This window comes from Aureibaculum luteum, from assembly GCF_003449015.1.
GTDB classification, from domain to species: domain Bacteria; phylum Bacteroidota; class Bacteroidia; order Flavobacteriales; family Flavobacteriaceae; genus Aureibaculum; species Aureibaculum luteum.
Genome location: NZ_QRGD01000001.1, coordinates 697,049 through 720,170, shown reverse-complemented (window position 1 = coordinate 720,170; position 23,122 = coordinate 697,049). Strand labels below are relative to the sequence as shown.

At 30.8% G+C, this 23,122-nt stretch carries 23 protein-coding genes; 1 reads left to right on the top strand and 22 read right to left on the bottom strand.

Annotation, left to right across the window (positions count from 1 at the left end):
• Positions 1–235: 235 nt before the first annotated feature.
• The 14 genes from D3P13_RS03200 to D3P13_RS03125 form a co-directional block, all read right to left on the bottom strand.
• Positions 236–778: a DUF4287 domain-containing protein gene (locus D3P13_RS03200; RefSeq protein WP_117879840.1), complete on the bottom strand. Its 543-nt coding sequence runs from the start codon at positions 776–778 to the stop codon at positions 236–238.
• Positions 779–942: 164 nt separating this feature from the next.
• Positions 943–1,362 carry a DUF3995 domain-containing protein gene (locus D3P13_RS03195; RefSeq protein WP_117879839.1) on the bottom strand — a complete coding sequence of 140 codons (420 nt, stop codon included), beginning with the start codon at positions 1,360–1,362 and terminating at the stop codon, positions 943–945.
• Complete coding sequence (locus tag D3P13_RS03190; protein WP_117880245.1) at positions 1,359–2,855, bottom strand: YfcC family protein; 1,497 nt, start codon at positions 2,853–2,855, stop codon at positions 1,359–1,361. The genes D3P13_RS03195 and D3P13_RS03190 overlap by 4 nt, the downstream gene beginning before the upstream one ends.
• 98 nt (positions 2,856–2,953) lie before the next feature.
• Entirely contained in the window at positions 2,954–3,937 is a 984-nt protein-coding gene (locus D3P13_RS03185) for an aldo/keto reductase (RefSeq protein WP_117880244.1), read from the bottom strand.
• A gap of 13 nt (positions 3,938–3,950) precedes the next feature.
• Positions 3,951–4,598 (bottom strand): HAD family hydrolase, encoded by a 648-nt coding sequence (locus D3P13_RS03180; RefSeq protein ID WP_117879838.1) that lies wholly within the window; start codon positions 4,596–4,598, stop codon positions 3,951–3,953.
• A gap of 111 nt (positions 4,599–4,709) precedes the next feature.
• Positions 4,710–4,958, bottom strand: a complete 249-nt coding sequence (locus D3P13_RS03175; protein ID WP_117879837.1) for a hypothetical protein — start codon at positions 4,956–4,958, stop codon at positions 4,710–4,712.
• A 219-nt stretch (positions 4,959–5,177) separates the two neighbouring features.
• Complete coding sequence (locus D3P13_RS03165) at positions 5,178–6,593, bottom strand: cyclodeaminase/cyclohydrolase family protein (RefSeq protein ID WP_117879836.1); 1,416 nt, start codon at positions 6,591–6,593, stop codon at positions 5,178–5,180.
• A gap of 130 nt (positions 6,594–6,723) precedes the next feature.
• A complete protein-coding gene (locus D3P13_RS03160; RefSeq protein ID WP_117879835.1) occupies positions 6,724–8,115 on the bottom strand; it encodes a hypothetical protein in 1,392 nt (463 codons plus the stop codon).
• Positions 8,116–8,280: 165 nt separating this feature from the next.
• Positions 8,281–9,195, bottom strand: coding sequence for a TIR domain-containing protein (locus tag D3P13_RS03155; protein WP_232829120.1), 915 nt, complete (start codon positions 9,193–9,195; stop codon positions 8,281–8,283).
• 362 nt (positions 9,196–9,557) lie between these two features.
• On the bottom strand, positions 9,558–10,070 hold the full coding sequence (locus D3P13_RS03150) for a hypothetical protein (protein WP_117879834.1): 513 nt from the start codon (positions 10,068–10,070) through the stop codon (positions 9,558–9,560).
• A gap of 53 nt (positions 10,071–10,123) precedes the next feature.
• Positions 10,124–10,534 carry an energy transducer TonB gene (locus D3P13_RS03145; protein ID WP_117879833.1) on the bottom strand — a complete coding sequence of 137 codons (411 nt, stop codon included), beginning with the start codon at positions 10,532–10,534 and terminating at the stop codon, positions 10,124–10,126.
• Between the two features lie 463 nt (positions 10,535–10,997).
• Positions 10,998–12,470, bottom strand: coding sequence for a hypothetical protein (locus tag D3P13_RS03140; RefSeq protein ID WP_117879832.1), 1,473 nt, complete (start codon positions 12,468–12,470; stop codon positions 10,998–11,000).
• Positions 12,471–12,897: 427 nt separating this feature from the next.
• Entirely contained in the window at positions 12,898–14,223 is a 1,326-nt protein-coding gene (locus D3P13_RS03130) for a peroxiredoxin family protein (protein ID WP_117879830.1), read from the bottom strand.
• 394 nt (positions 14,224–14,617) lie between these two features.
• Positions 14,618–15,115 (bottom strand): 14-3-3 family protein, encoded by a 498-nt coding sequence (locus D3P13_RS03125; RefSeq protein WP_117879829.1) that lies wholly within the window; start codon positions 15,113–15,115, stop codon positions 14,618–14,620.
• Between the two features lie 455 nt (positions 15,116–15,570).
• Between D3P13_RS03125 and D3P13_RS03120 the strand changes: the two genes are divergently transcribed.
• The gene (locus D3P13_RS03120; protein WP_117879828.1) at positions 15,571–16,758 is read left to right on the top strand and encodes a glycoside hydrolase family 5 protein; all 1,188 of its coding nucleotides are present in this window, start codon (positions 15,571–15,573) and stop codon (positions 16,756–16,758) included.
• A 153-nt stretch (positions 16,759–16,911) separates the two neighbouring features.
• Here the strand turns inward: D3P13_RS03120 and D3P13_RS03115 are convergent, their stop codons facing one another.
• The 8 genes from D3P13_RS03115 to D3P13_RS03080 all read right to left on the bottom strand — a co-directional run bounded on the left by D3P13_RS03115 (position 16,912) and on the right by D3P13_RS03080 (position 22,996).
• Positions 16,912–17,574 (bottom strand): hypothetical protein, encoded by a 663-nt coding sequence (locus tag D3P13_RS03115; protein WP_157972817.1) that lies wholly within the window; start codon positions 17,572–17,574, stop codon positions 16,912–16,914.
• 53 nt (positions 17,575–17,627) lie between these two features.
• A complete protein-coding gene (locus tag D3P13_RS03110; RefSeq protein WP_117879826.1) occupies positions 17,628–18,416 on the bottom strand; it encodes a hypothetical protein in 789 nt (262 codons plus the stop codon).
• A 211-nt stretch (positions 18,417–18,627) separates the two neighbouring features.
• Complete coding sequence (locus tag D3P13_RS03105; protein WP_117879825.1) at positions 18,628–19,758, bottom strand: EF-hand domain-containing protein; 1,131 nt, start codon at positions 19,756–19,758, stop codon at positions 18,628–18,630.
• 26 nt (positions 19,759–19,784) lie between these two features.
• Complete coding sequence (locus D3P13_RS03100; RefSeq protein ID WP_117879824.1) at positions 19,785–20,297, bottom strand: Spy/CpxP family protein refolding chaperone; 513 nt, start codon at positions 20,295–20,297, stop codon at positions 19,785–19,787.
• Positions 20,298–20,303: 6 nt separating this feature from the next.
• A complete protein-coding gene (locus tag D3P13_RS03095) occupies positions 20,304–20,744 on the bottom strand; it encodes a hypothetical protein (protein ID WP_117879823.1) in 441 nt (146 codons plus the stop codon).
• Positions 20,745–20,792: 48 nt separating this feature from the next.
• Positions 20,793–21,365, bottom strand: coding sequence for an RNA polymerase sigma factor (locus tag D3P13_RS03090; protein ID WP_117879822.1), 573 nt, complete (start codon positions 21,363–21,365; stop codon positions 20,793–20,795).
• A gap of 328 nt (positions 21,366–21,693) precedes the next feature.
• Entirely contained in the window at positions 21,694–22,152 is a 459-nt protein-coding gene (locus D3P13_RS03085) for an META domain-containing protein (RefSeq protein WP_157972816.1), read from the bottom strand.
• Positions 22,153–22,462: 310 nt separating this feature from the next.
• Positions 22,463–22,996, bottom strand: coding sequence for a hypothetical protein (locus D3P13_RS03080; RefSeq protein WP_117879820.1), 534 nt, complete (start codon positions 22,994–22,996; stop codon positions 22,463–22,465).
• Between the last annotated feature and the right edge of the window lie 126 nt (positions 22,997–23,122).

Genomic DNA, 23,122 nt, shown 5'->3' with positions numbered 1-23,122 from the left:
GAGTTTCAGGGTCGCATTCAACAAATAGCGGTATGTCAAATAGAAATGAGATGCTGAAATCAAAGATTCATGAATTCAATTAAAAAAAAATCAAAAAACCTATGAATAAACGAGTTCAGCATGACCTTATGCTATATTATTACTAATTACAGATATACAATTATTTCTTCATAAGCATGTTAATTAATTATATCCGCCTTTGCTTATGGGATTTAAGCAAATTATTTGTAACGTTTTATTCTGCTTTTTCGTGGGCTTCTTTTAACCAATTGAATAGCTGCTCATCAACTTCAGCGGTTGAATTTAATTTTACGCGGTGCGTGCACATGGTTCCAAAAGGACCAGAGTTTTCAAGTCGGTCTGTAATTTGGGTGTCTTTTAATTTTAAACCTAAATCAATTCGGGTTTTGGTAGCGGGTTTTATGAGTGCAAATTGCCGTTTTCTAATAATGCTTACCGTTGTTTTCTTTGGAGTTATAGTAACATCATTACCAAAGGATTTTACAGTAGCTATTAATTTTTCATAAATGGGAAATAAGCCTTCTTTACCTTTGTATTGGCTGGTAACTAAGTCATCAGCAGTGTCATTATTTTCTTTTGAAAGTGTAACGATGGTATTTGCAAAACCATGCGTAACTTGATGCTCACTTTTTAAATACTTTACTGCTTCGCCATGTTTTGAAAAGTCTTTAGATTGTAGTATACTTTTCCATTGTTCTAATGATTTGCCTGTTTTCTCAGGCATATTATCAATCATTGTTTGTAAGGCTTTTTCCATGGCTTTAAGTTTGGTTATGTGACTTCTAAGTTACTATAAATTATAATAGAGGTTATTGTGCATGTTGAAATTTAACGTTAGTTCGAGTGATTTTCGAAGCCCCGAGGACTCGGGGGTATCGAGAACTATCCTCGGAAGACGGAGGGATTGAGATTCAAATCTGATTACCCCAACACTTCAATCAAAATTCCCAAAACAGCAATAATCAAACATAAAGGAGAAAAGAGTTTGGAATCTAATCTGGCAAAATCCGTAGTTTTTATGCGTTTAAAAAAGCCGACATATTTAAATTCGCCTATGGCACGTATTAGGAAAATAGCAGGGATAAGCCACGAGCCAACAGTGAAAATCCATAAGGGTAATGGTATACCAATCAGGTTGGCTTTTATCAAATAGAACAAGCCAAAAGCGGTTAAACCCAATCCAACAATAGCACTGTCCATTTTTTTGGGATTCAACATACGTTCTCCAGTTACTGTAGTGGGTAAAGAAGCTGCAAAGCCGAAGCTACCTCCCACAACCCAATTGAAATGAATAAGAGCTAAAATGAAAAATACACTACTTAAAATCAGGGTTAGTATCATAAATACACAGAAATAGTAAGTGCGATCATGGTTACTAAAATAAGCGTAATAAATAAAGGCAAAACAAATTTTAACCAGTTGTCATAACCTATTTTTACAATAGCTAAAGAGGCTAAAATTAAACCTGTTGGGTTTATAAAATAAAACAAACCCATTCCGTATTGGTAGGTGTTTACAATAACTTCTCTACCTACACCAACGGTATCAGCCAATGGAGACATTACTGGCATGGTTAATACCGCCATACCTGAAGAAGAGGGAATAAAAAAGGACAAGCCTCCATAAATATAAAGCATCGAATTTACAAATACACCTTTGTTCATACCTTCGGTAAATGTGCTTGCATAATATAACATGGTATCGCTAATTAAGCCATCGTCCATAAGTACAGAAACACCTCTGGCAATACCAATAATAAAGGCAACTCCTAATAATTCTCCTGCTCCTTTAGAAAAGGCCTCTACAAAGTTAGCTTCCTTTATTTTTCCTAAAAAGCCTATAATTATAGCTCCTACTAAAAAGGTAGTGGTCATTTCTACAAACCACCAATCTAATTTTGAAACGCCTACAATCATAATGACAAAACTTAAGATAAATACCAATAAAATTAAGCGTAATCTGGTCGTCAATTTAAGCTTAGCATTGGTTTCTTTAATGTGAAAAAGGGCTTCTATTTCTTCTTTCTGATCGTAAATAATAGATTTTGTAGGGTCGTTTTTTACACGTTTGGCATAACGCAGTATGTACCAAATGCTAATGGCAAGCACCACCATAAGCATAACAAACCGACCGTTAAGTCCGGTAGTCCAGTTGATACCCGCGGCATCAGAGGCAATTATGGTTGAAAACGGATTTACCGTAGAACACATGGTACCTATAGAAGACCCTAAAAAGATACACGCTAAACCAACCATAGCATCGTATTTTGCAGCTATAAAAACGGGAATAAGTATCGGGAAAAACGCAATGGTTTCTTCTGCCAATCCAAAAGTGGTTCCGCCTGCAGCGACCAAACACGTTACTAGAATAATTAAAATAAATTCCCTTCCTTCTAAGGCTTTTGCTAGCCAAGCAATACCCGCATCAAAAGCTCCGGTAAGGTTCATAATGCCGATTAGACCGCCAATAATTAAGACTAAGAAAATGATGTCTGCTGCGGCTATTATTCCCTTTATGGGCGATTGCATAAAAGCGGCAAAACCTTGTGGTTTAGATGCTAATTCTTGATAGGTATTAGGGATGCCTATGGGTTTATAAATGGCTCCGCTTGTAAATTTTTCTAAGGGTATTTTTATCTGTAAATTGTCTAAGGTTTGTTGTGTAGCGGGTAATGCTGTGGTGGTTTCTAAACTTGTTTTGGTAAATGCTTTGGCAGTAGCGTCATAGGTTAAACTATCAAATTTACCCGCGGGAACCACCCAAGTGAGTAGGGCAACTAAACCTGCAATTAACAATAAAATAGTTTGTGCTGAGGGGAATTTTAATTTTTTGATACGCATATGACAAGGGTTGGTCAATTATAACGGCAAGTTAAGTATTATTTTACGGTCTATTAATCTCGCCTTATCTAAATTTATTTCAAATTAAAAAGCTAATACACACCACGAATGTATTGGTGAATTTCCGTATTGTAAAATTCAGTAAGTGCGGCATGCAGTTCTTTTGGTAAGGGATTTAAACTGGAAACATAAGCGTTGTTTTCTGCTTGTGTTGGTGAGCTAGCTCCAGGAATAATTGTTGAAACTGCTTTATGGTCTAAGATCCAACGTAGAGCCATTTGTACCATGGTCATGTCTTTAGGAAGAAAGGCTTTTAGAGCTTCTGTAATTTCTACGCCTTTTTCAAAAGGGAGCCCTGCAAAGGTTTCGCCAACATTAAAAACGGCACCATCTTTATTAAAATTTCTATGATCTTCTTCATGAAATTTAGTGTCTTTGGTAAACTTACCCGTAAGTAAACCACTGGCTAATGGCAGTCTGACAATAATACCTACCCCTTTTTCTTCAGCTTGTGGAAATAATTCAGTGATTGGTTTTTGCCTGTAGATATTAAAAATAATCTGCAAGGCTTGTAGGCCTTCTTGCTCTAAGCAAAGCAATCCTTCTTCAACAGATTCTACACTAGCACCAAAATTTTTAATAAGTCCTTCACTTTTAAAATCGCGAAGCCAATCAAATACATCTCCTTTTTTTAATTCAGCGGTGGGTATGCAATGCAATTGTAACAAATCTAAGGTAGAGACGCCAAGTCTGCTTAATGAGGCTTCAATTCCTTTTTTTAAGGCATCTTTGGTATAATTATCAGGAAAAACGTTTGCTCCTCTTCCAAATTTAGTAGCCACTTTAATTTTGGCATCCGTATTTTTTAAAAACTCGCCAATAAAGGCTTCGCTTTTTCCATCTCCATAAACATCAGCAGTATCAAAAAAAGTAACGCCACTATCTACGGCGGCCGTTAAAATGTCCATGGCTTTTTGGGTTGAAAAATCTTTCCCCCAGTTGCCACCAATCTGCCAGGTACCTAGGCCTATTTCACTTATGTTTAATCCGTTTTTACCTAATGTTCGGGTTTTCATGCTGTCGTTCATTTTATAATGATTGTATTAAATCTAAAGGATGGTTTAGTGTTTGTTTTGCTCCACTAGCCATAAGCTCTTCTTTGGTTCTAAAGCCCCAAAGTACGCCAACGCCATACAGGTCTGCATTTGTAGCCGTTTGCATATCTACGTTGGTATCACCCACATAAATTGCTTCTTGAGGTTTAATGTTTAATTGCTCACAAATTTTTACAGCTACTAGAGGGTTTGGTTTTTTATGAGCTTCAATTTTTAAGCCTGCAACAATACTAAAATAGCCAGGCAATAAGGCTTCTACTATTTTTTTAGTAAAATCATCTGCTTTATTAGAAAAAACGGCTAGTTTTAATTGACGCGATTTTAATTCGTCAAGCAGCTCAATAATACCGTCATACGGTTTTGTGTTAACGGTGCAGTTTTCACTGTAAAAAGCTAAAAATTGCTCCTTACACGAAGCAATTGTTTCTTTATTTTGAGCTGTTTTGGGTAGAGAGACTTCTACCAAACTTAAAATTCCTTTTCCGGTAAATGACTTGTAATCTGCTAAGGTATGTGTAGGGTAATTACATTGCGACAACACACTATTCATTGCATTTGCAATATCTTCCAATGAGTTTACCAATGTGCCGTCTAAATCAAAGAGTACGCCTTTAAAATTCATGTTATAAAAATCTAGTGAACTTCAAAATTACATTAACTTTTTTAGAAAATTATTAGTGTTTTTCATGTTTATTTTTTGAAACGTATGTAATGAAAATTAGTTTACTCTCTATTATTCAATTGGAAATATCCTTCTTTTATCATGACTGATTGAATACTGAACTTGCCACATTTGTCCGTTTCGAGTATTTAATTTAATAAAAGTCCACATATTGTCTGTTGGAAAAAGTCGATATGCAAAAGTTGTAATTTTATTTTCAGGGGTTTGATTGATATCACTCTTACCTTTTTCTGATGGAGATTGGGCAAAGGATTGCATTGTTGTAAATGCAATGATTGCAATTATTATAATCTTTTTCATTTAGACATAAATTAGTGATTAGTTCTTTTTGTTTAACAGTTCATTGCATTTGCGATATCTTCTAGTGAGTTTACCAATGTGCCATCTAAATCAAAGAGTACGCCTTTTAAATTCATGTTATAAAACTATTGTGAACTCCAAAATTACGTTAACTTTTTTAGAAAATTATTAGTGTTTTTCATGTTTTTTACTACAGTACTTTGTTGGCAGTATTATTTTTTAAAATTCAATTAAACTAAGTTCTTCAAGTCTAATCGCCATTGCCATTGTTGAAACATTAAATAGATTTGAAATCGAAATAAAACTTTGATTATCAAAACGCTCTGAAGATGCTAGTTTTAATGATAAACCACGTAGGTTTTTGCACTCATTTCTTAACTTACTTGGTGAATCTTTAATAAGATTAAAGGATGTTTGTTCATTAATAATAAATTTTTCAGTAGAGAACAGATCGTAAAATTCCTTTTTAACCAATTTTGCAGGCATTAAAAAATAAGTTGCGAATTTATCAGCTTGACGTTCAGTAAAATTTCTTTTAATATTTTGAGATATACCATTAATGGGTCTATCTCTATGTAAAATTGTTTGTTTATGAAGAAGAGCGTGGCCAAGTTCGTGAGCTGCTGTAAAATTTTGAGTGTTTTTATCAAAATTATTTGAGATAAGTACAATTTTATCTTTTTGATTAATTATTCCAGCAACTTCAAAACTACCATAATCGTCATCAATTATTTCAAGAGTTTCAACTGGAAAGTAATTATAAGCCAAAGCTTTTTTTAATACTAAATTTGGCCTAAGAACTTTAGCAGGATGATTTGGGACGTTATTTATCCAAATAACATCTTTATAAGACCATAATAGGTTCTGTAATTTAGAAGCACCATTCTCAATATTTTTATCTGTTAACTTAGATTTTGATTTTAAACTATTTAATAATTGTTCAACTTCTCTATATAGAGTAGATATTGCGAAAACTTCATCTTCTAGAGATTTTATCTTAGAATTGGCAATTTCACTTAATTTGTCAAATTTTGACCTCAATTTTTTTGTTTCAATTAAAATTTTAGAAGTCCAAGCATATTCATCGCTGCCAAATGATAATAAGTTTAATTGAATTATTGATAGACATCCAGCAATGCCTGCAACAGCTCCACTTAATGCTACCTGAGAATCTCCTCTGGCACCTTTAAATGCGTTATCGAACACGAAATCAGATATATCAGCAAGTTCAATGCATAGTTTGGTGATTTCAATTGGAATGTCAATTGATAACTTAAGCTCAGTTAATGCTTTTATACTTAAAAGATTACTTTTTATAACGTCTTTTTCATTGTCTCTTTCAATTCTTGCAGTGATAGCTTTGTCAAACTGCACAGCGTCTTCTTGAAATAATCGTGTTAATTCAGGAAATATATGGTTTTGGATTTTAGCATCCATTTCCAAAAGTTTAGGAAGAGCTTTCTTGTATCTTGTTTGTCTTTTTGTGACATTGGTTAAACTAATCACTGTAGTCAGAAGTTTTGCGGAAAGCATACCTTGCAAAGCCGCTGCACTTCCAGAACCTGGTTTGTGCTTTCCTGCTCCAAATTTTTCTAAAAGTTCATCCGTTGTTATTTCAAGTAAATTTATATTCATTCAGTATTAAAATTTGTTCTCTATCAAAAATACAGATTTAATAAGGATTTTACATATAGTTTGCTGATTTTCAATCTTTTTTTATATTACTACCAACGGTTTGTATGAGAGTAGTGGCGAATTAATCGCACTAACTTTCCGTTTTTGAATTACCTTTATCAGCAACCTTACCTTTAGATTTTGCAGGAACTTCGCCATTACTTTTAAACTTTGTTGGCGGTAGTTTTTTCTTGTTCTTTTCTTCTTTATCTTCTTTTATTCCAAATTTTGATAAGTAGTCATCATCATATTTGATAAATTCATATTCTTCTTCAAATATCTCTTTGTAAACTTTCTTAAATTCGACTTCCTGCCTAACCTTATTGAATAAAGGCCATTCCTTATAGCCTTCTTGAGGTAGTTCGTCTTCATCTTTTCCAATTTTTCTCATTAGTTTATAAACAGATTCAAAATCATCAAGTAAAATTGCTTTTGAAAGTTTGAATTTGTCACTCATTGCTGACCAATCCATATTCTTCATCATTTTAGAGCAAATTTCTTCTTGACCATCCCATTTGTATGCTTGTGCTTTGTTTACATTAAAAACCAATTTAAACTCTTGAGAGCTGTGCTTCTTTAAAATTGTTGTAGCAAAATCAGATAGGTTTATTGCTAACTTATATTCCCTTCTTTGTAATAGTCTGTATAAAATATCATTAAGAGAAGAATCTGTATTTTCGAGGTCATTTGGCAAAAGCTTTCTCCAAATAACTTGCGACAATTTTACACCGATCTCGAATAGAATATTATAGGCTTTAGCAAAGTATTTTTCATCTACTTTCAGTTCTTCTCCAGTGGAAAGAATAGTCTCAAATTTGTAGTTATGTTTGTTACACACTGAGAGGTATTGACTTGAGACGACTCCGTTCGAATGAACAAATAAGTTTCTTCTCTCCGTAATTTCAATGAAATCACAAAATGAAGGTAAATCTTTTGTTAATGTCATTCCAAGCTTATTTTCAAGCCATTTGAATTGATTGTAATGACTATCCCTGAGAACAGACTCAATTTCTTTCTCTATGATATACTCTTTAGCTTCATTTATTGATTGATATTCTGAAAGTTTACTAAATGACAAATTCCTTTCAGAACCATTAAGTAATTCAGGCTTAATTATAAAAATTTTCCTAATTAAACTTCCAACATATGCATCAAATTGGCTTACAAGTGAAACTATGAAATTTCTTTGGATTAGTCGTTCAGCAAGAAATGAATTTTGTGCTTTCTTGTCTAAATCAAGGTATTTATTAATATGCCTGAAGTCTATTTTAGTTGTTTCATTTCCGGCATCATCTTTTGCAATTATCCCTTTTTCATCCACATATTCTTGTCGTTTCTTTTCTGATGTTAATTGAGTCACTTTTAGTATCATATTGACCATAGGATTGGTTTGATATAAGCTATCTATGTGGTCAATAAACAAATCGATTTCGTTTTCAAAATCTTTAGTAACTTCCTTTTTAATTTGTTTTTCTTCTTTCAATATTCTATGTTTTTTTAATTACCGCCAATGTTTATGTATAAGCATAGTTGCGATTTTGTGTGCGAGGAATTACCGAAGAAAATTCAGCAGTATGCAAAAAAAACAACTACTTTTGATAAAGCACTAATTTAGCAATTATCTTTATAGGTTGTTGTGTACCTTTATTTACAGAATGTTATTTGCATCTACGTCATATCCTGCGGATTTCAATTCTTTTACTAATCGAAATTTCCAGTTTTCCGTTTCATCTATTAAAGTATATAATACACCTGAAATATCACTTGGTAATTCAACTCCTTTTTCATATAATGGCATTACGTTTTTTCGACTAATTTTACCTATAAAATAGCCTAATTCCAATATTACATTTTGCCTCGCTCTTTTATTTTTTTCAGGATTTGATTTCGTATTTCCAAAATCATCGTATGTAAGTAATATTACTGCAAAATTCACATTTGAATGCTTCTCAAATTTTTCAATAACTGTCAAACCTTCATTACTTAGTTCGTGAAGAATTATAGGTTTTAAATTAAGTTTTTCAATTATTCTTGCAACTTTTTCTTTCAGTTCTTCATTGTGACCGTGAACTATAAATACTTCTTTTTCGTTCGTTTTATTTGATGTGCGTTTTCTATTACTTGACTTTTTTATAATTTCTTTTTCAGGTAAATCTTTTGCCAAATGTTTTTCATATGATTCCTTTACTTTTTCAATTTCAGTTTCTGTAAATTGAGCAACAGTCATTGCTTCTATAATATCAGAAAAATCTTCATTTGTTTTTTTATATTCAATGAATTCACAAATTATTAAGGTTACAAGTTTTTCAATATCTTTTCTTTCATCTGTAACATTAATATAGATAGCTAAAGTATCAATATTATCTCCTCTATGATGGTCCATTCCGATAGACATATAACCTCTGTCTTTTCTAACATTTTCATAGGTTTGTTGCCAATTTTCATAATATTTATTTTTTGACATCATTATTTTAAATTCTCTTGATATTAAAAAATCACCTATTAAATGATTTTTCAAATCGCTAAAAAGAATTTCAAATTTTGCTTTTATTTCTCCTTCCATCCTTCTAATTCAGTTTTTTTTAATGGTACGCAACATATGTATAACCGCTTTATAGTTATAAAATATATATGTGTAAATTACTAATTACTAAAGAAAATCGAAATTTTGTAGCTTCTGGGTTGAAGGGAGAAAATTGGGGTTTTGTTTAGCGATAAATAGTTGCAAGCTAAGTTAGAAAAAAAGTGTAATAAAACAACTAATAAAGGCGTAAATGTTAGGGGGTTAGGGTGTTTTTTTCGTTGCTAGTGCTATTTTATGTAGGACATGAGTTGTTTGAAGTACAACTATTTTAAATGCATTTGCACAAAAATATAATGAATTTGCTAAAATTAATGGCATATAGCCCGTGTTACCACACGTGTTCATTTGAATTTTATTTCCTTAATTCCTGCTATTAAATCATCGTAATTGTCGGTTACAGACTTGTCCATATAAAAAGTCAAGGAACTTTTCATTTCATTTTGCATAGGAATACATATTCCAACTTCATTTTTATCATTCCTAGCGATATTTATTTGAAATCTATTAATTATTTGTTTTTCAACTGTGTAATTATAAATTTCGTTATTTTCTTCATAGCTAGGAGCCCAATAACCATATTCATAATAAATTATTCCGTTTGGTGTTTGAAACGTCCCGTATGGGTCTCCTTCTGTTCCAAATCCCCCGAATATATGCACCCAATATTTAGGAGCCCTGAGACTGAAATTATTTGTTTCAATAATTTTATCAGTAGAATTTTCAATATTATGATATTTGGTATTTATAGTACCTCTTAAATCAAAACCACCATAAATGAATGATAAGGATACATAGAATAGTAGTCCAATAATTCCTAATAAAAAAACATATTTTAATCCTTTTTTAATTTTCATTCTTATATGTGTGGTAATATCTGTATAACCAAAATGAATTATAGTTTTAGTAGCTAGTTGTTTTTTTCCTTTTTCCGTTGCTCTTTTCTTTCCCTTTTCTTTTTTTCAGCATCAGTTTCAATAACAAAAGTTATGGGTAAAGTATACTTCATACTCTGACCTTCTTTTAGACTATTATTTGGGTCTAGCTTCGGAATTTCACTAACAACTCTTATGGCTTCATCTTCAAAATGTTTATGAGGTCCTCTTGCTCTAATGTCATGTATTTCTCCATTACTATTTACCTGAAATATTGCATAAACTTTTATTTTGTCTCCACCTTTATAACCTAAAGCTCTTACTATACTATCACTTCTTGACTTGTCATGATTTTCAATCGTTTTGTTTATAATTTGTTCATAGTTGGATTGAGCAAAAGAAAATGAACAGAAAAACGAGATTAGTATAAATATGATTTGTTTCATAAGTGTATGTATTTAGCTAAAGTGTACATATGACGACTCTCGCAGTGTTGGGAGGGTTTATTTGTATTTGGCTTCAAATTATTTTGGATTCGTACAGCCTTCTGAAATTTCTCCGATAGCAAAATCTAGGAATAATAATATTACTATAATCGAAAAGATAATTCCGATAATTTTGAAAATTTTCATTTTGTCCTTTTTCATATTTTAAGTTTTATCTATACTATTTACTAACATCTATAAAACCATTACCAATGAGTCGAGAGCATTATAGCGTATATGTAGTTAATTTATTAATTATTAAAGCAAATCTAAATTTTACAGCTTCTGGGTTGAAGAAAGAAAATTGGGGTTTTGTTTAGCGTTACTAACTTACGTAAGCCAAGTTATAAATAAAAGGGTTACAAATAACTAATAAGGTTGTATATGTTAAGATTTTAGGTTAGATTTTTATTGCTAACTTTATTTATTTAACATTTGAAGCTGAAATTTTTCTTCCTGCGTCAATTAAAATTATATTTTCCGCATTCTCTAAATTTAATTCTTTTAAAGTTTTCTGCACTTTGTTATATTCGGTTGCGTCAAAATATAAAATTGCTTTTATCGATTTTTTAGTTGCATTTGCTTTTTCATAAACTTCTACTTGTTTAGCTAGATTCTGTTTTAATTTAGAATTTGAAGCAAGCTTAAATTCGATTAGTGTTTTATCTTTTGATCCTTTTGATATGGCATAATCAACTGGTCCACGACCATTGTTGGGCTCTCGATTTACATCAAAATCAGATGCAAACCAAGTAAGACGATAAATTATTTGTAAATCTTCTTCTCGTTTGATAGGCTGATGTTTAACATAAAACAGTTTGTATCCATCATTATCTTCTATTACAGTTTTTAAGAATTGTAATCTTTTTAAAGACTCTTCATATGAACTTTCAGGACTAATTTTATAGAAATCCGATTTATCCATTAATAATTCAACAAATTTTCCTAATTGCTCAATAAAAATTGATTCAACTTCTTCAACTTTCTGTTTTGATATGTTTTTTGCACCTACTTTATTTTCTTCTTTTTGCTTAACATAATACTTAATTATCTCTGGAAATTGTTTGATTGTATTATGAATAGCTAATGTAATTTCTTTTTGAGTGTTTTTCTTATTTTTTGGCGGTGCTGGTAATGATTTTTTGAAGTAATTGAATATTTCGTGCCTCAATTGATCGTTTGGTATACTAGTACAAATTCTCGTAAAATCACCTCTTAAATCATTGCTATTAATCCAATTATCATCTTTCGTCAATATATCTCTTGGTGTTAGCAGAATAAAATCTCCAAATAGGTAAGGAAGTTCATATTCTTTAGGCATCCATCTTTCTAATTCATAATCAAAGTAAACCTTATTTACATTTACTTTTTGTAAGAATTTTTTATCAATATATTTCACTGCAAATTTTTGTGTATACTCTAATAAATACTCTTTTATCAAATTTGTAGTAAAGTCACTTATGTTGTCTTTACCAACTCCAATTTCAAAAAGACCAGCCTTTTCTAAATGTGATGATTGAGTTACCTGTTCTTTTCCTAAATCGTCGAAAACTATATGAATCGAGGAGGAAAAAGCTTTACCAAATTTTGGTCCTAACCCACTTCCTCCATTACCAACTTTACTATAACCAAACCAGTTTTGTTTTACTTCTGGAAATAGATACCAAGATTTTACTTCTGCAAAATTGTTAATTCCGTTTTCCGCTTTTGTTTTAAGAAAAGTTAAATAATTTAATATGCTTTGGTGAAGTTCTTTATATTCTGGATTTTGACTTCCAAACAATAAGAAAGGGTCAATAAAAAGAGGTAAATCGTTTATCAATGAAATGTTAAATGCTCCAAAATTTTCAAGACTTGATGGATTTAATTCGAAGAAATCAGAGAAGTATATTTTCATAGATTATTTTTTTGCATTGTTGTCAACATCCGGATAACCGCTCCCAAAGTGTCGCAAGAGGTATTTATTTTAACTGTTTATTACTAAAACAAATCGAAATTTTAAAGCTTCTGGGTTGAAGGGAGAAAATTGGGGTTTTGTTTAGCGTTAAATATTTGCAAGCTAAGTTAGAAAAAAAGTGCAATAAAACAACTAATAAAGGCGTAAATGTTAGGGGGTTAGGTTGGTTTTTTTTAAATGGAAGTGTTTTTAGTAGTGTTTATTATGTTGCCGCTGGTATTCTCGTAATAATTTTATTTGTGGCTATTGTTTATATATATGAGTTGTGGTGTTTCTAGGTACGAAGCTCTCCAAATGTAAATTGGCTTTGTAAATTCTGTAGGAATTTCTAAGTAGGCGAGAACCAAGTAATTATTTTCACACGGTGTTACTTGTTGGCTTTATTTATCAAATTAGTAACTTTCTTTTCCAATTCCATTCCTCTTAAATTTTTTGCCACAATCATTCCTTCAGGATTTAAAAGAAATGTAGTTGGATAGCCACCTATTCCATATGTTTCTTTTATTTTATTAGAATCGTTTGATATAATTTGAGGCCAAGTTATTGAATGTTTTTGTATCATTTTTTCTAAGTCTTTTATTGGACTATCTCCAACAATACTTATAATTTCAAATTTCGACTTATCAATATTTTTATATAAATCATTAAGGTTTGGAATTTCTTGGATACAGGGTCCACACCAAGTTGCCCAAAAGTCAAGCAATACATATTTTCCTTTTAAACTATCCAATGAAATTGGAATTTTTGTTATGAAATCATTCCCAGAAAAATCAAAAGCCTTAAATCCAACTTGACTAGAGGGTAATTTATTTTTGGGTAAATCTATTTTTTCTAAGACCAATACATTTTCGTTCTTTTTCACACCTAAATTTTTATATATATTATTTTCAATTTCGAGGTATTCATTTTTTGCGACTACAGTTAAGTAATTTACTTTTTCTCCTTCTTCAATCAATTCGCTAACTTTTATAATTCCTAATTTATTATACGACAAATCCATAAAATTGTTAGAGGAGATAGCTATTTCCTCCCCGTGTAATTTTGTTGTTGCATATTGTGCAAAATTGCTCATATATATGTTGTATTGTTTCATGTGCACGATTAAAAGTGGAGCATTAACTTCGATTATTTCGTCATTTGAAAATTGCTCAAAACTAACTTTAATAGCATTACTTTTTACTAATGAATCATTAATTATATTACCCTGTGTGCTTATTTCTGTAGGTTTAAATATATTGTCATCGCTAAAATTATAATTATTATTTGCATCGACTATCATTTGTATTTCGCCACCAGAATCTTTCCCAAAAGCAAAAGCTATTTTAGATTTTATTGGTTTTTTCGATAAATTCAATGAGTCTGGCTCCCAATTCCATGCTTTCTGTAATTCATTGTACATTTCTTTTGTGATATTACCTAAATAGTAGTTTTGGTACACAGATTGATAAATATCTGTGTTTATATCTCCGATTTTAACATCAGTCCAGTCTTTGGGTATTCCAGAGGTCTTTAGATGTGTTTTCTTCCATGGGTCATTTTCATTGTCTGAATAAGGAGATATTCCTCCCATGGATGATTCAAATGGCCCATATCCATCTTGGAAAGTTATAGGTAATTGAATATTTTTCTCATGTGAGCAACTTGTTATGAAAATAAGGCAAATACTAAGTAGTAAAATAGTTCTAAATTTCATGCGATTTATTTGTGATTAAAACTCTTGTCAGTTTTTTTAGCTTGCGGGTAACATCTGTATAACCTCCCGAAGTTTCGGGTGAGTTATATCATTTATTTCTTCAAGTTATTAATTACTAAAGAAAATCGAAATTTTAAAGCTTCTGGGTTGAAGGGAGAAAATTGGGGTTTTGTTTAGCGTTAAAAAATATTGCTAGCTAAGTTAGAAAAAAAGTGCAATAAAACAACTAATAAAGCGGTAAATGTTAGGGGTTTAGGTTGGGTTTATCGTTGCTAGTGCTATTCTATGTAGGACATGGGTTGTTTGAAGTACAACTATTTTAAAAGTACTTGAAAAAATTTAATAAATGGACTAAAATTAATGGGGTATGGGTTGTGTTGTAAAACGTTATTTTTTAGGCATAATATTCTTTCAATTCATTTTGAAGTTCTTTATTTAATGATTTTTTTATTTCATCAATTTTTTTATTTAATTCGCTATTGCCATTAATTTCATGTTTTAGTATAAAAGTTTTATTTCTAAATTCAGTTCTTTTTTTATTTACTATATTCATTGCTACTTTACTTTTTACTTTTAGGTCTGAAAAACCAAGAATTATTAAAGTAATAGCAGGAATAATTATTCCGAAAATAGTCCACGAGATTTCATCTTTCCCTACTTTTTTGGAAATTTTATATATCCAAGGAACGAGTATTATTCTTGATAGCGTTATCATTCCAATTAATATATACATATAAGAACTTTCAAATTTCGGGTCAGATTTCATATCAGAACCTCCAATTATGAGAGAAATAATAAGAAGTATTACTCCAACTGCGACAGCATTGCCATTAGATATTGGTTCAATAGTCAAGTTTTTGTAATTTATATAATCTCTTCTTGAATGTCTCATAAATTTATGCGTTAAATGTGTTACAACATCTGTATAACTTCCCGAAGTTTCGGGAGTTGTTATATGTCTTATATATTACGTCATTTAGTAGGTAAACAAATCTAATTTTAAAGCTTCTGGATTGAAGGGAGAAAATTGGGATTTTGCTTAGCGACTACTTACAAATATAATTTTTAATTAGTTTAGATACAAACTGAATTAATGTGGAGTGAATTAAAAAAAAACAATTTCTAGACACCAATTTTGTTTCATTTAAACCCGATAGTTCCTGACAAAAAACACTTCAATTGAGCAAAAATGGAATTAGCTGAACTCTTTCTTGCGGTTGATACTGTCAGCATACCCATCGGTTATTTCACCTCGATTAAAATCAGAGCATAAACGTTAATCATTAGCTTAATAATGACTTTATCTTTGAATAAATTCTTAAATTTGATAAGAAATAAAAAGTTGCTTTGAAATCAAAAATTTTTAAAAAATCCACTAATCGAAAACTTATAATTATTGGCGTATCTGCTTTGTTCGTATTCCTTTCTTCTTGTGGTCAATCAGATAAAACACCAACGATTACAGACCCAATCCCTGTTCAAGATCTACAACCCGACCTGCCCACTGCTGCGGTAGACTCAAGTATGCTCGGAATTGGTGAAGCTCGTGATATTACTTCCTTTGAATTGGTAGCTGAAATGGGTGTAGGATGGAATCTTGGAAATAGTTTTGATGTGGTTTCTAAAGATAAGACCGATTGGGGAAATCCACTTCCCAACAAAGCAATAATTGATGCCGTAAGTGAGATGGGATTCAAAACGCTAAGAATACCTGTTACTTGGGAGTGGAATCAAAGTGCTATTGCACCTTATCAAATTGAACTGAATTACCTTGAAAGAATTAAAAAGGTAATCGATTATGGTTTAGAGAATCAAATGCACGTAATAATAGACTTACACCATGATAATGAGTGGGCCAAACCCATACCATCTTTAGCTGTGAATGTTAAAAAGCGTATGCACAGTCTATGGACACAAGTGGCTACCTATTTTAAAGAATACAATGAATCTTTAATTTTTGAAGTAATGAACGAACCTAGAATCAAAAACATTCCGCAGGAATGGACTGGAGGTACTCTAGAGGGGCGAAATATTATTAATGATTATCTTAAAACATCAGTAGATGCTATAAGAGCAACTGGTGGTAACAACGCGAAAAGGCATCTTATGATACCTACTTGGGCAGCAAGCACTTCTCCTGACGCAATGAACGGATTAGTTATTCCAAATAATGACCCAAAGATTATTATTTCTTTGCACTCTTATTTTCCTTATTTGTTTGCCCTAGAAGGTCAAGGAACATGGGGGTCTGCTCAAGACAAAGCAGATTTGAGAGCCGAGTTTGATAAAATTAGACAAAAATGGATTGTTGAAGAAAAACGCCCTGTTATATTGGGAGAATGGGCAACAAAAAAGACTATAGCGGTTAAAAATCGTATTGAATATGCTGCGTTTTATGCTAAAGAAGCAACTGCAAGAGATTTATTAACCATTCTGTGGGATGATGGCGGTAATTATCAATTGTTTAATCGAAATACTTTAACTTGGACTTCAGTAGAACAGGCAGAAACAATAATTAAAAACGCGGTTAAATAGTTAACAACTAGAGGTAATCTAAATTTTAAGACTTCGGTAGGAAGGGAGAAAATTGGAGTTAGCGTTACTAAATTAGTAAGTTAAGTTATAAAAAAAAAGGGGTTACCGTCAAAAAATTGGTATTTACAGTGCTAGCTGTTCTAGTTTTTAATATTACGTACTTTGCCATAGGTATCCACTAATTCTATCTTTATTACACCAATAAACGTAGCAAATTCCTCCACTTCCAAACATTATTGTGTCTTTGTAAATTCGTCCATCTTGTAATGACTCTGGTTCATTCACTGGTAAATCACTATTTAAATGCATTAAGAATTTCATTTTTTCTTTACAGCAAGGACAATTCAAATATTCAGGTTCTTGCACCCAAGTTGGAACTCCTCCGATTTTGTTATTATTTCCCTCTTCCCATTCTTGATTTGACCATTCAAGGGGAGTTTCTCCTAGTTTAACTTTAGTTTCAATTATTGGCTTTTTGTCATATTCATTTGATATAATAATATCGTTTGTAAATAAAGTTGGATAACCTTCTGCGTCATGTTGATAATATAAATACTTATCACACAACAAACTATTGAAAAACAATTCAAAATCAATTGCAAGAGTAAGTTTTGATAGATTAAATATTTCAATTCCACTAGGAATAGGGGAGATTGTTATTAAACGATTTAAATTCTTATCGGATTCGTCATTTAAACTGCCTCCAAATAAATACTCCGTGTCATTTTGATTATTAATATTACAAGTTGGATGTTCCTTGTCAATTTGCATTTTATCAAGATAATTCGAATTGAAAATTATATGGTATGACTTCATTAATTCTGTATTTTTTACTTGATAGCTAACAGTTATACATTGTTGGCATTAGGTTATTCGACTTCAAAGAAATTGTAAACGTTATTAAATTTTGTTTTCATATTTTCAATTAAAATTTTTGCATTTTCAATTGATTTTTCTTCAATTAATGAATGCATATCACTTTCTACACCATTGAAAAAATTATGTATTTGTTCAAATTTGTCACCTGTATAAGATTTATCTAACATTATAAACTTAGCTTGTTCAAATAAATCTTTTCCAAATTGGTTATAATCCTTAATATCATTAGATTTAAAGCTGTATAAACTGTTTGTGATACTATCCAATTTTTTAATAGTTTCAGATTTTAATTTCCATCTATTTCCATTATTTAATTGTAATTCTCCCATTATTAACATTCTCATTTTTGGGGCAGCACCAAATTCGTATTTATAAATTGTTTCAGCAATTAATTTTAACTCATCTTCATTATAAATTAATTTAGGCATTAATTTAAATTTTTTAATAGCCCCAGGCATTAAAGTATTTTCTTCAGATGGGTTATTTACAATATTGGTAATTGCTTTTATAAAATCTTCTTTATTTTGATAATTTGGTAAATAATGTTCTTTAATACGTAGCATTGGAGGTGCAATCATTTGGTTCATTTTGGCAGGGTCGGGTACTTCAAAATGACAGATATAGCACTTGCTTTCCAAAAGTTTATAACCTTTTGTGTTTTTAAGGTCTTGTTGGGATATTGTAATATCTTTTGTTTTTTTTGTTTGGCTATTATTACACGAAGTAAAAAATATACTTACTATTATAGCAATTGATACCGTTTTTATTAAATCTCCCATCTTATTTTTTATATAACATTATTAATGCGGCTGTCTAAAAAATGACTTTTCGTCAACCTAAACTAGTTTACTAATCTTTTCTTATTTTATAATAAGAAATTCGTGACTTTTCGAAATTAGAATCTCATAGCGATTGGTTATCAATATAATGAGATGCTGAATCAAGTTCAGCATGACGTGTTTAAGTCTTTTCAGACAGCCTTATTTATAATTATTTATTTTTAAATCTATTTGCTTGATTTTTTGCAAATTCTGAAGGTGAAATTACACCGTCAGTATCCAAATCAATGCTTTCAAACGATGGTGCGTTAGCTTTGTTTCTAATTATACCACCATTTTTAGCATTTTGAGTTTGTCTTTCCTCTCTTACTTTTTTAAATTCTGACGCTGTAATTTGTCCGTTTCCGTCAAGATCAAAAGTATCAAAAGAAGCTCTGTTTTGCATTCCGCCTATCATTCCTTGTTTGTTTTGCGTATTTGATCTGCTATTAAACATATTTGCTTGATTTTTTGAAAATTCGTCTTTAGAAAGTTTACCGTCACTATTCAAATCAATAGTTTCAAAAGATGGTGAAGTAGTTTTGTTTCTCATCATACCACCCTTTTTGGCATTTTGAGCTTGTCTTTGTGTTCTTACATCTTTAAATTCTGAAGCTGAAATAAACTCGTCTTTATTAAGGTCAAAAGTATCAAAAGAAGCTCTGTTTCGCATTCCGCCTATCATTCCTTGTTTGTTTTGCGTATTTGATCTGCTATTAAACATATTTGCTTGGTTTTTTGCAAATTCGTCTTTAGATAGTTTACCGTCACTATTCAAGTCAATAGTTTCAAAAGATGGTGAAGTAGTTTTGTTTCTTATCATACCACCCTTTTTAGCATTTTGAGCTTGTCTTTGTGCTCTTACATCTTTAAATTCTGAAGCTGAAATAAACTCGTCATTATTAAGGTCAAAAGTATCAAAAGAAGCACTGTTTTGCATTCTTCCTTTCATTCCTTGTCCGTTTTTTGTATTAGCTCTGCTATTAAATCTATTTGCTTGATTTTTTGCAAATTCTGAAGGTGAAATTACACCGTCAGTATCCAAATCAATACTTTTAAACGATGGTGCGTTAGCTTTGTTTCTCATCATACCACCTTTTTTAGCATTTTGAGTTTGTCTTTCCTCTCTTACTTTTTCAAATTCTGATGCTGTAATTTGTCCGTTTTCGTCAAGATCAAAAGTATCAAAAGAAGCTCTGTTTTGCATTTCTTTAGCCATTCTACCACCTTGTGAATAGGAATTGATACTAAATAACAATATTGTTACTAAAAATGCTAATGTGATAATTTTTGTTGTTTTCATTTTATTATCTATTTAAATGTTTTTTTCTAATTGTTTTTATAATTTTTTTCTTCTGGCATTGAAATAATATCGTTTGAATTAACCATTGCTTTAAATGTTTGAAATAATTTTACCTTTTGCTTTTCATTGCAAACTTCTTTCATGTCAAGGTAATATTGGATGGTTAAATTTTTTAATTCAGTATGCAGAGAACCTATATCTTTTGATAATTTTTTGAGAATTATAGTGTCTGATTTTTCAGCACCTAATGCTGTTAATAAATCATTTCTATTCTTGTCCATTTTTTCAATAATGATATCAGAATTTTCATGATACTGATGCCTTATATTCTGAAATGCTCTATGTTGTTCATTTGAGAGATTTAATGCTTCCCTAAAAAAACGCCCTAAGTGATTGGTAGGCATTTCTATTTCCTGGTTATCTTGAACTCCATAATTTGTAACTTCATTTTTATTGTAAAATAAAGTTGCTACTATAGAAAGGTTAAGTAGTATTAAAAGCACTATTATTCCTGTTAATATTTTGGTATTTCTTTCCATTTATTTTTATTCTTTTATTAACAATATGGTTTCAAATGTTTCGAGTTGTAAATCATTGAAATAAATTTCTGATTTGTTGCTAAAAGCAGTTAGTTCATTATTTGTTTTGTTGTTTATATTGCCAATACTATAACCTGTATATAGCGTTGTTAAAATTAAAGATATTGCTATAATTGGTTGAAAAAGTCTTTTTATAAAGTATGGATTATAAATACTGTTTTGGCTTTTATTTTCAGTGATTTCATTAATGATTTCCATATATAAATATGGATTATCTTCTAGTTTTTCCTTTTCATTGGTTAAACTATATGTCACTTTTAACTCATTTACTATTCTCTTATAATTATCTGAATTATTTATAATACTGCCTACACGAGTCATTTCTTGAGCGGAAAGTTCTTTGTTAAAGAATTTCAATAATGTATTATTTGATAATTGAGTTTTCATTGTGTTCCTTTTACTTATTTGACACCGTTTATTGAATAAACTTTTGTTTTATTTTATTTTTTTTAAAATATTTTTTTGAACATTTATTTTAGCTCTATGAATAAGTCCTTCTACTGAAGCCAATGAAACATTCATAATTACGGCTATTTCTTGGTAAGTAATCTCTTCATATTTATGAAGAATAAAAGCAGTTTTTTGATTTTCGGGAAGTAATTGTATTGAATCTCTTAATATGTTTAGCCTTTTTATTTTAATAGGGTCTGATTCGTCTTCTATTATTGAAGTTGGCTCTTCTATTTGTTGCTCGTATTTAGTATTTTTATTAAATAAGTTTTCAATGTTTTTAAAAATATTTCTTTTTTTATTGTCTCTAATAAAATTGAGTGATTTGTTTACGGCTATTCTGTACAACCAAGTTGATAATTTTGATTGATAATTGAATTTTTTTATAGACTCATATACTTTAATAAATACTTCTTGTGTAATATCTTCCGCATCGTTTTTGTTATGTGTAAAATGAAAGCAAGTATTTAAAACAAGCGACTGGTACTTGTCAACTAATATCTTGAAATAAAGTTGATTTCCGTCTATTATTCCTGAGGTTAATTCTTCATCTGTCATTTATTGTTGCATCATTTATATTGATTAGACACAAATAAAACTGTAAACTTTTGAATTTTTTTATAAATTAAATAATATTCGTTGTTTTAACTTATTGCCAACGTACATATAACCGTAATAGGGTTATTTCTCTTAACGCTTAAATACTAAAGCAAATTGAATTTTACGGCTTCTGGGTTAAAGGGAGAAAATTTGGTTTTTGCTTAGCGTTAAAAACTAACGTAAGCTAAGTTATAAAAAAAAGGGTTGTAAACAACTAATAAAGTGGTAAATGTTAGGGTTTTAGAGTGTGTTTTTGTTGGCAGTATAACCTAAAAATATAGTTGCCCTAATTCCGCTCAAACGCAATCGTATTTTCCTTGTTGTTATAATACATAAAAAGGCTTGCGTTTCTAATCTCAAATTCTTGAGCCGAACTAATCCTAAATAGTTTTGTCCACTCAGGTTCATTTATAAATGTAGTTGTAATCGGTCCAATTGCTATTTCTCCAGCCTTTTCAATGGTATAGTCTCCACTATATCCATTAGAAACCGTAATTCCTGAAATGGTTCCTTTTCCATTGCCATCGGGTGCCGTAAAAATTGCAGTGATGTCTCCATTATTAATATCAGGCCACGTATTGTCCTCTGATTTAGTAATTTTCTTATTACCGTCCATAAAGTAAACCACTTTCCAACTACCTGTCAAATCATAGGAGAGGGTATCGTCATCTTTTGTGCAGCTAGTGAATATACATAGTGTAACGAGTAAAAGTGTCAAACTTTTAATTGAAGAATTGGTTTTCATACATTACTTATTTAAAAAGAAAGACGCTAAATACATCGTATGATTGCGTAGCATATGGTTTGTGCTTACAGCTAACCTTTACGTTTAACCACTCCCGAAGTGTCAGGAGTGTTGTCCCTTTTAACGATTACATCATTTTGCAGGTAAACAAATTGAAACTTTAACGCTTCTGAGTGGAAGGAAGAAAATTTGTTTTTTGTTTAGTGTTACTAACTTACGTAAGCTAAGATATAAAAATAGAGGTTGCAAGCCAATAATAAATTACAACCATTTAGGCAACAGTTTTTTTAATTTAATGATTGGGTAAATTTTACAATGCTGTTATGTTTTTAATTGTAACTCCAACAAAGCAATCGTCTAAACATTCTTTTTTAGTATAGCCGCAAGTTGAGATTAACCCATTGTTCTCTGACTTAAAGTATGAGGTTGCCCCTTTTCTTTTAATTAACCATTCTTGTTCTGCTAGGTTATATATTTCATCTAAGGTTAATGCAGAAAAAGCACTTGTATACTCGTGTTCTGAACTGCCAATTTCATTTTCATTTTCAGTCCATTCCAATTCGTCTACAGGAATAAAATTTTCTGCACCTGTTGTGAATCTAAACTCTCGTTCAATTACTTTTCCATTTGATACTGTTATAGTAGTCTCCCAGCCATAACTTGTAAAAACAGAACCTCCAGATACCACATAGGTATATGAATTGTTTGAAGATTCTTTAAAACTCAACCAAGATTTTTGGCTGCTTTCAAAATCATTTTGATAGTTGAAGTCATCATCAGATGAGCAAGAAAATAGTAGTCCACTTATTAATAGTAAAGCAATAAGGTAATTTCTGGTTTTCATATGTGTTATTTATACAAAAAGATGTTAGAAACTTCATTTAGTTGCGTCAATTGTTGCCAACATTTGAATTACCACTCCCGAAGTGTGGGGAGGGTTATTTCTCTTAATTGTTGCACTATTTAGTAG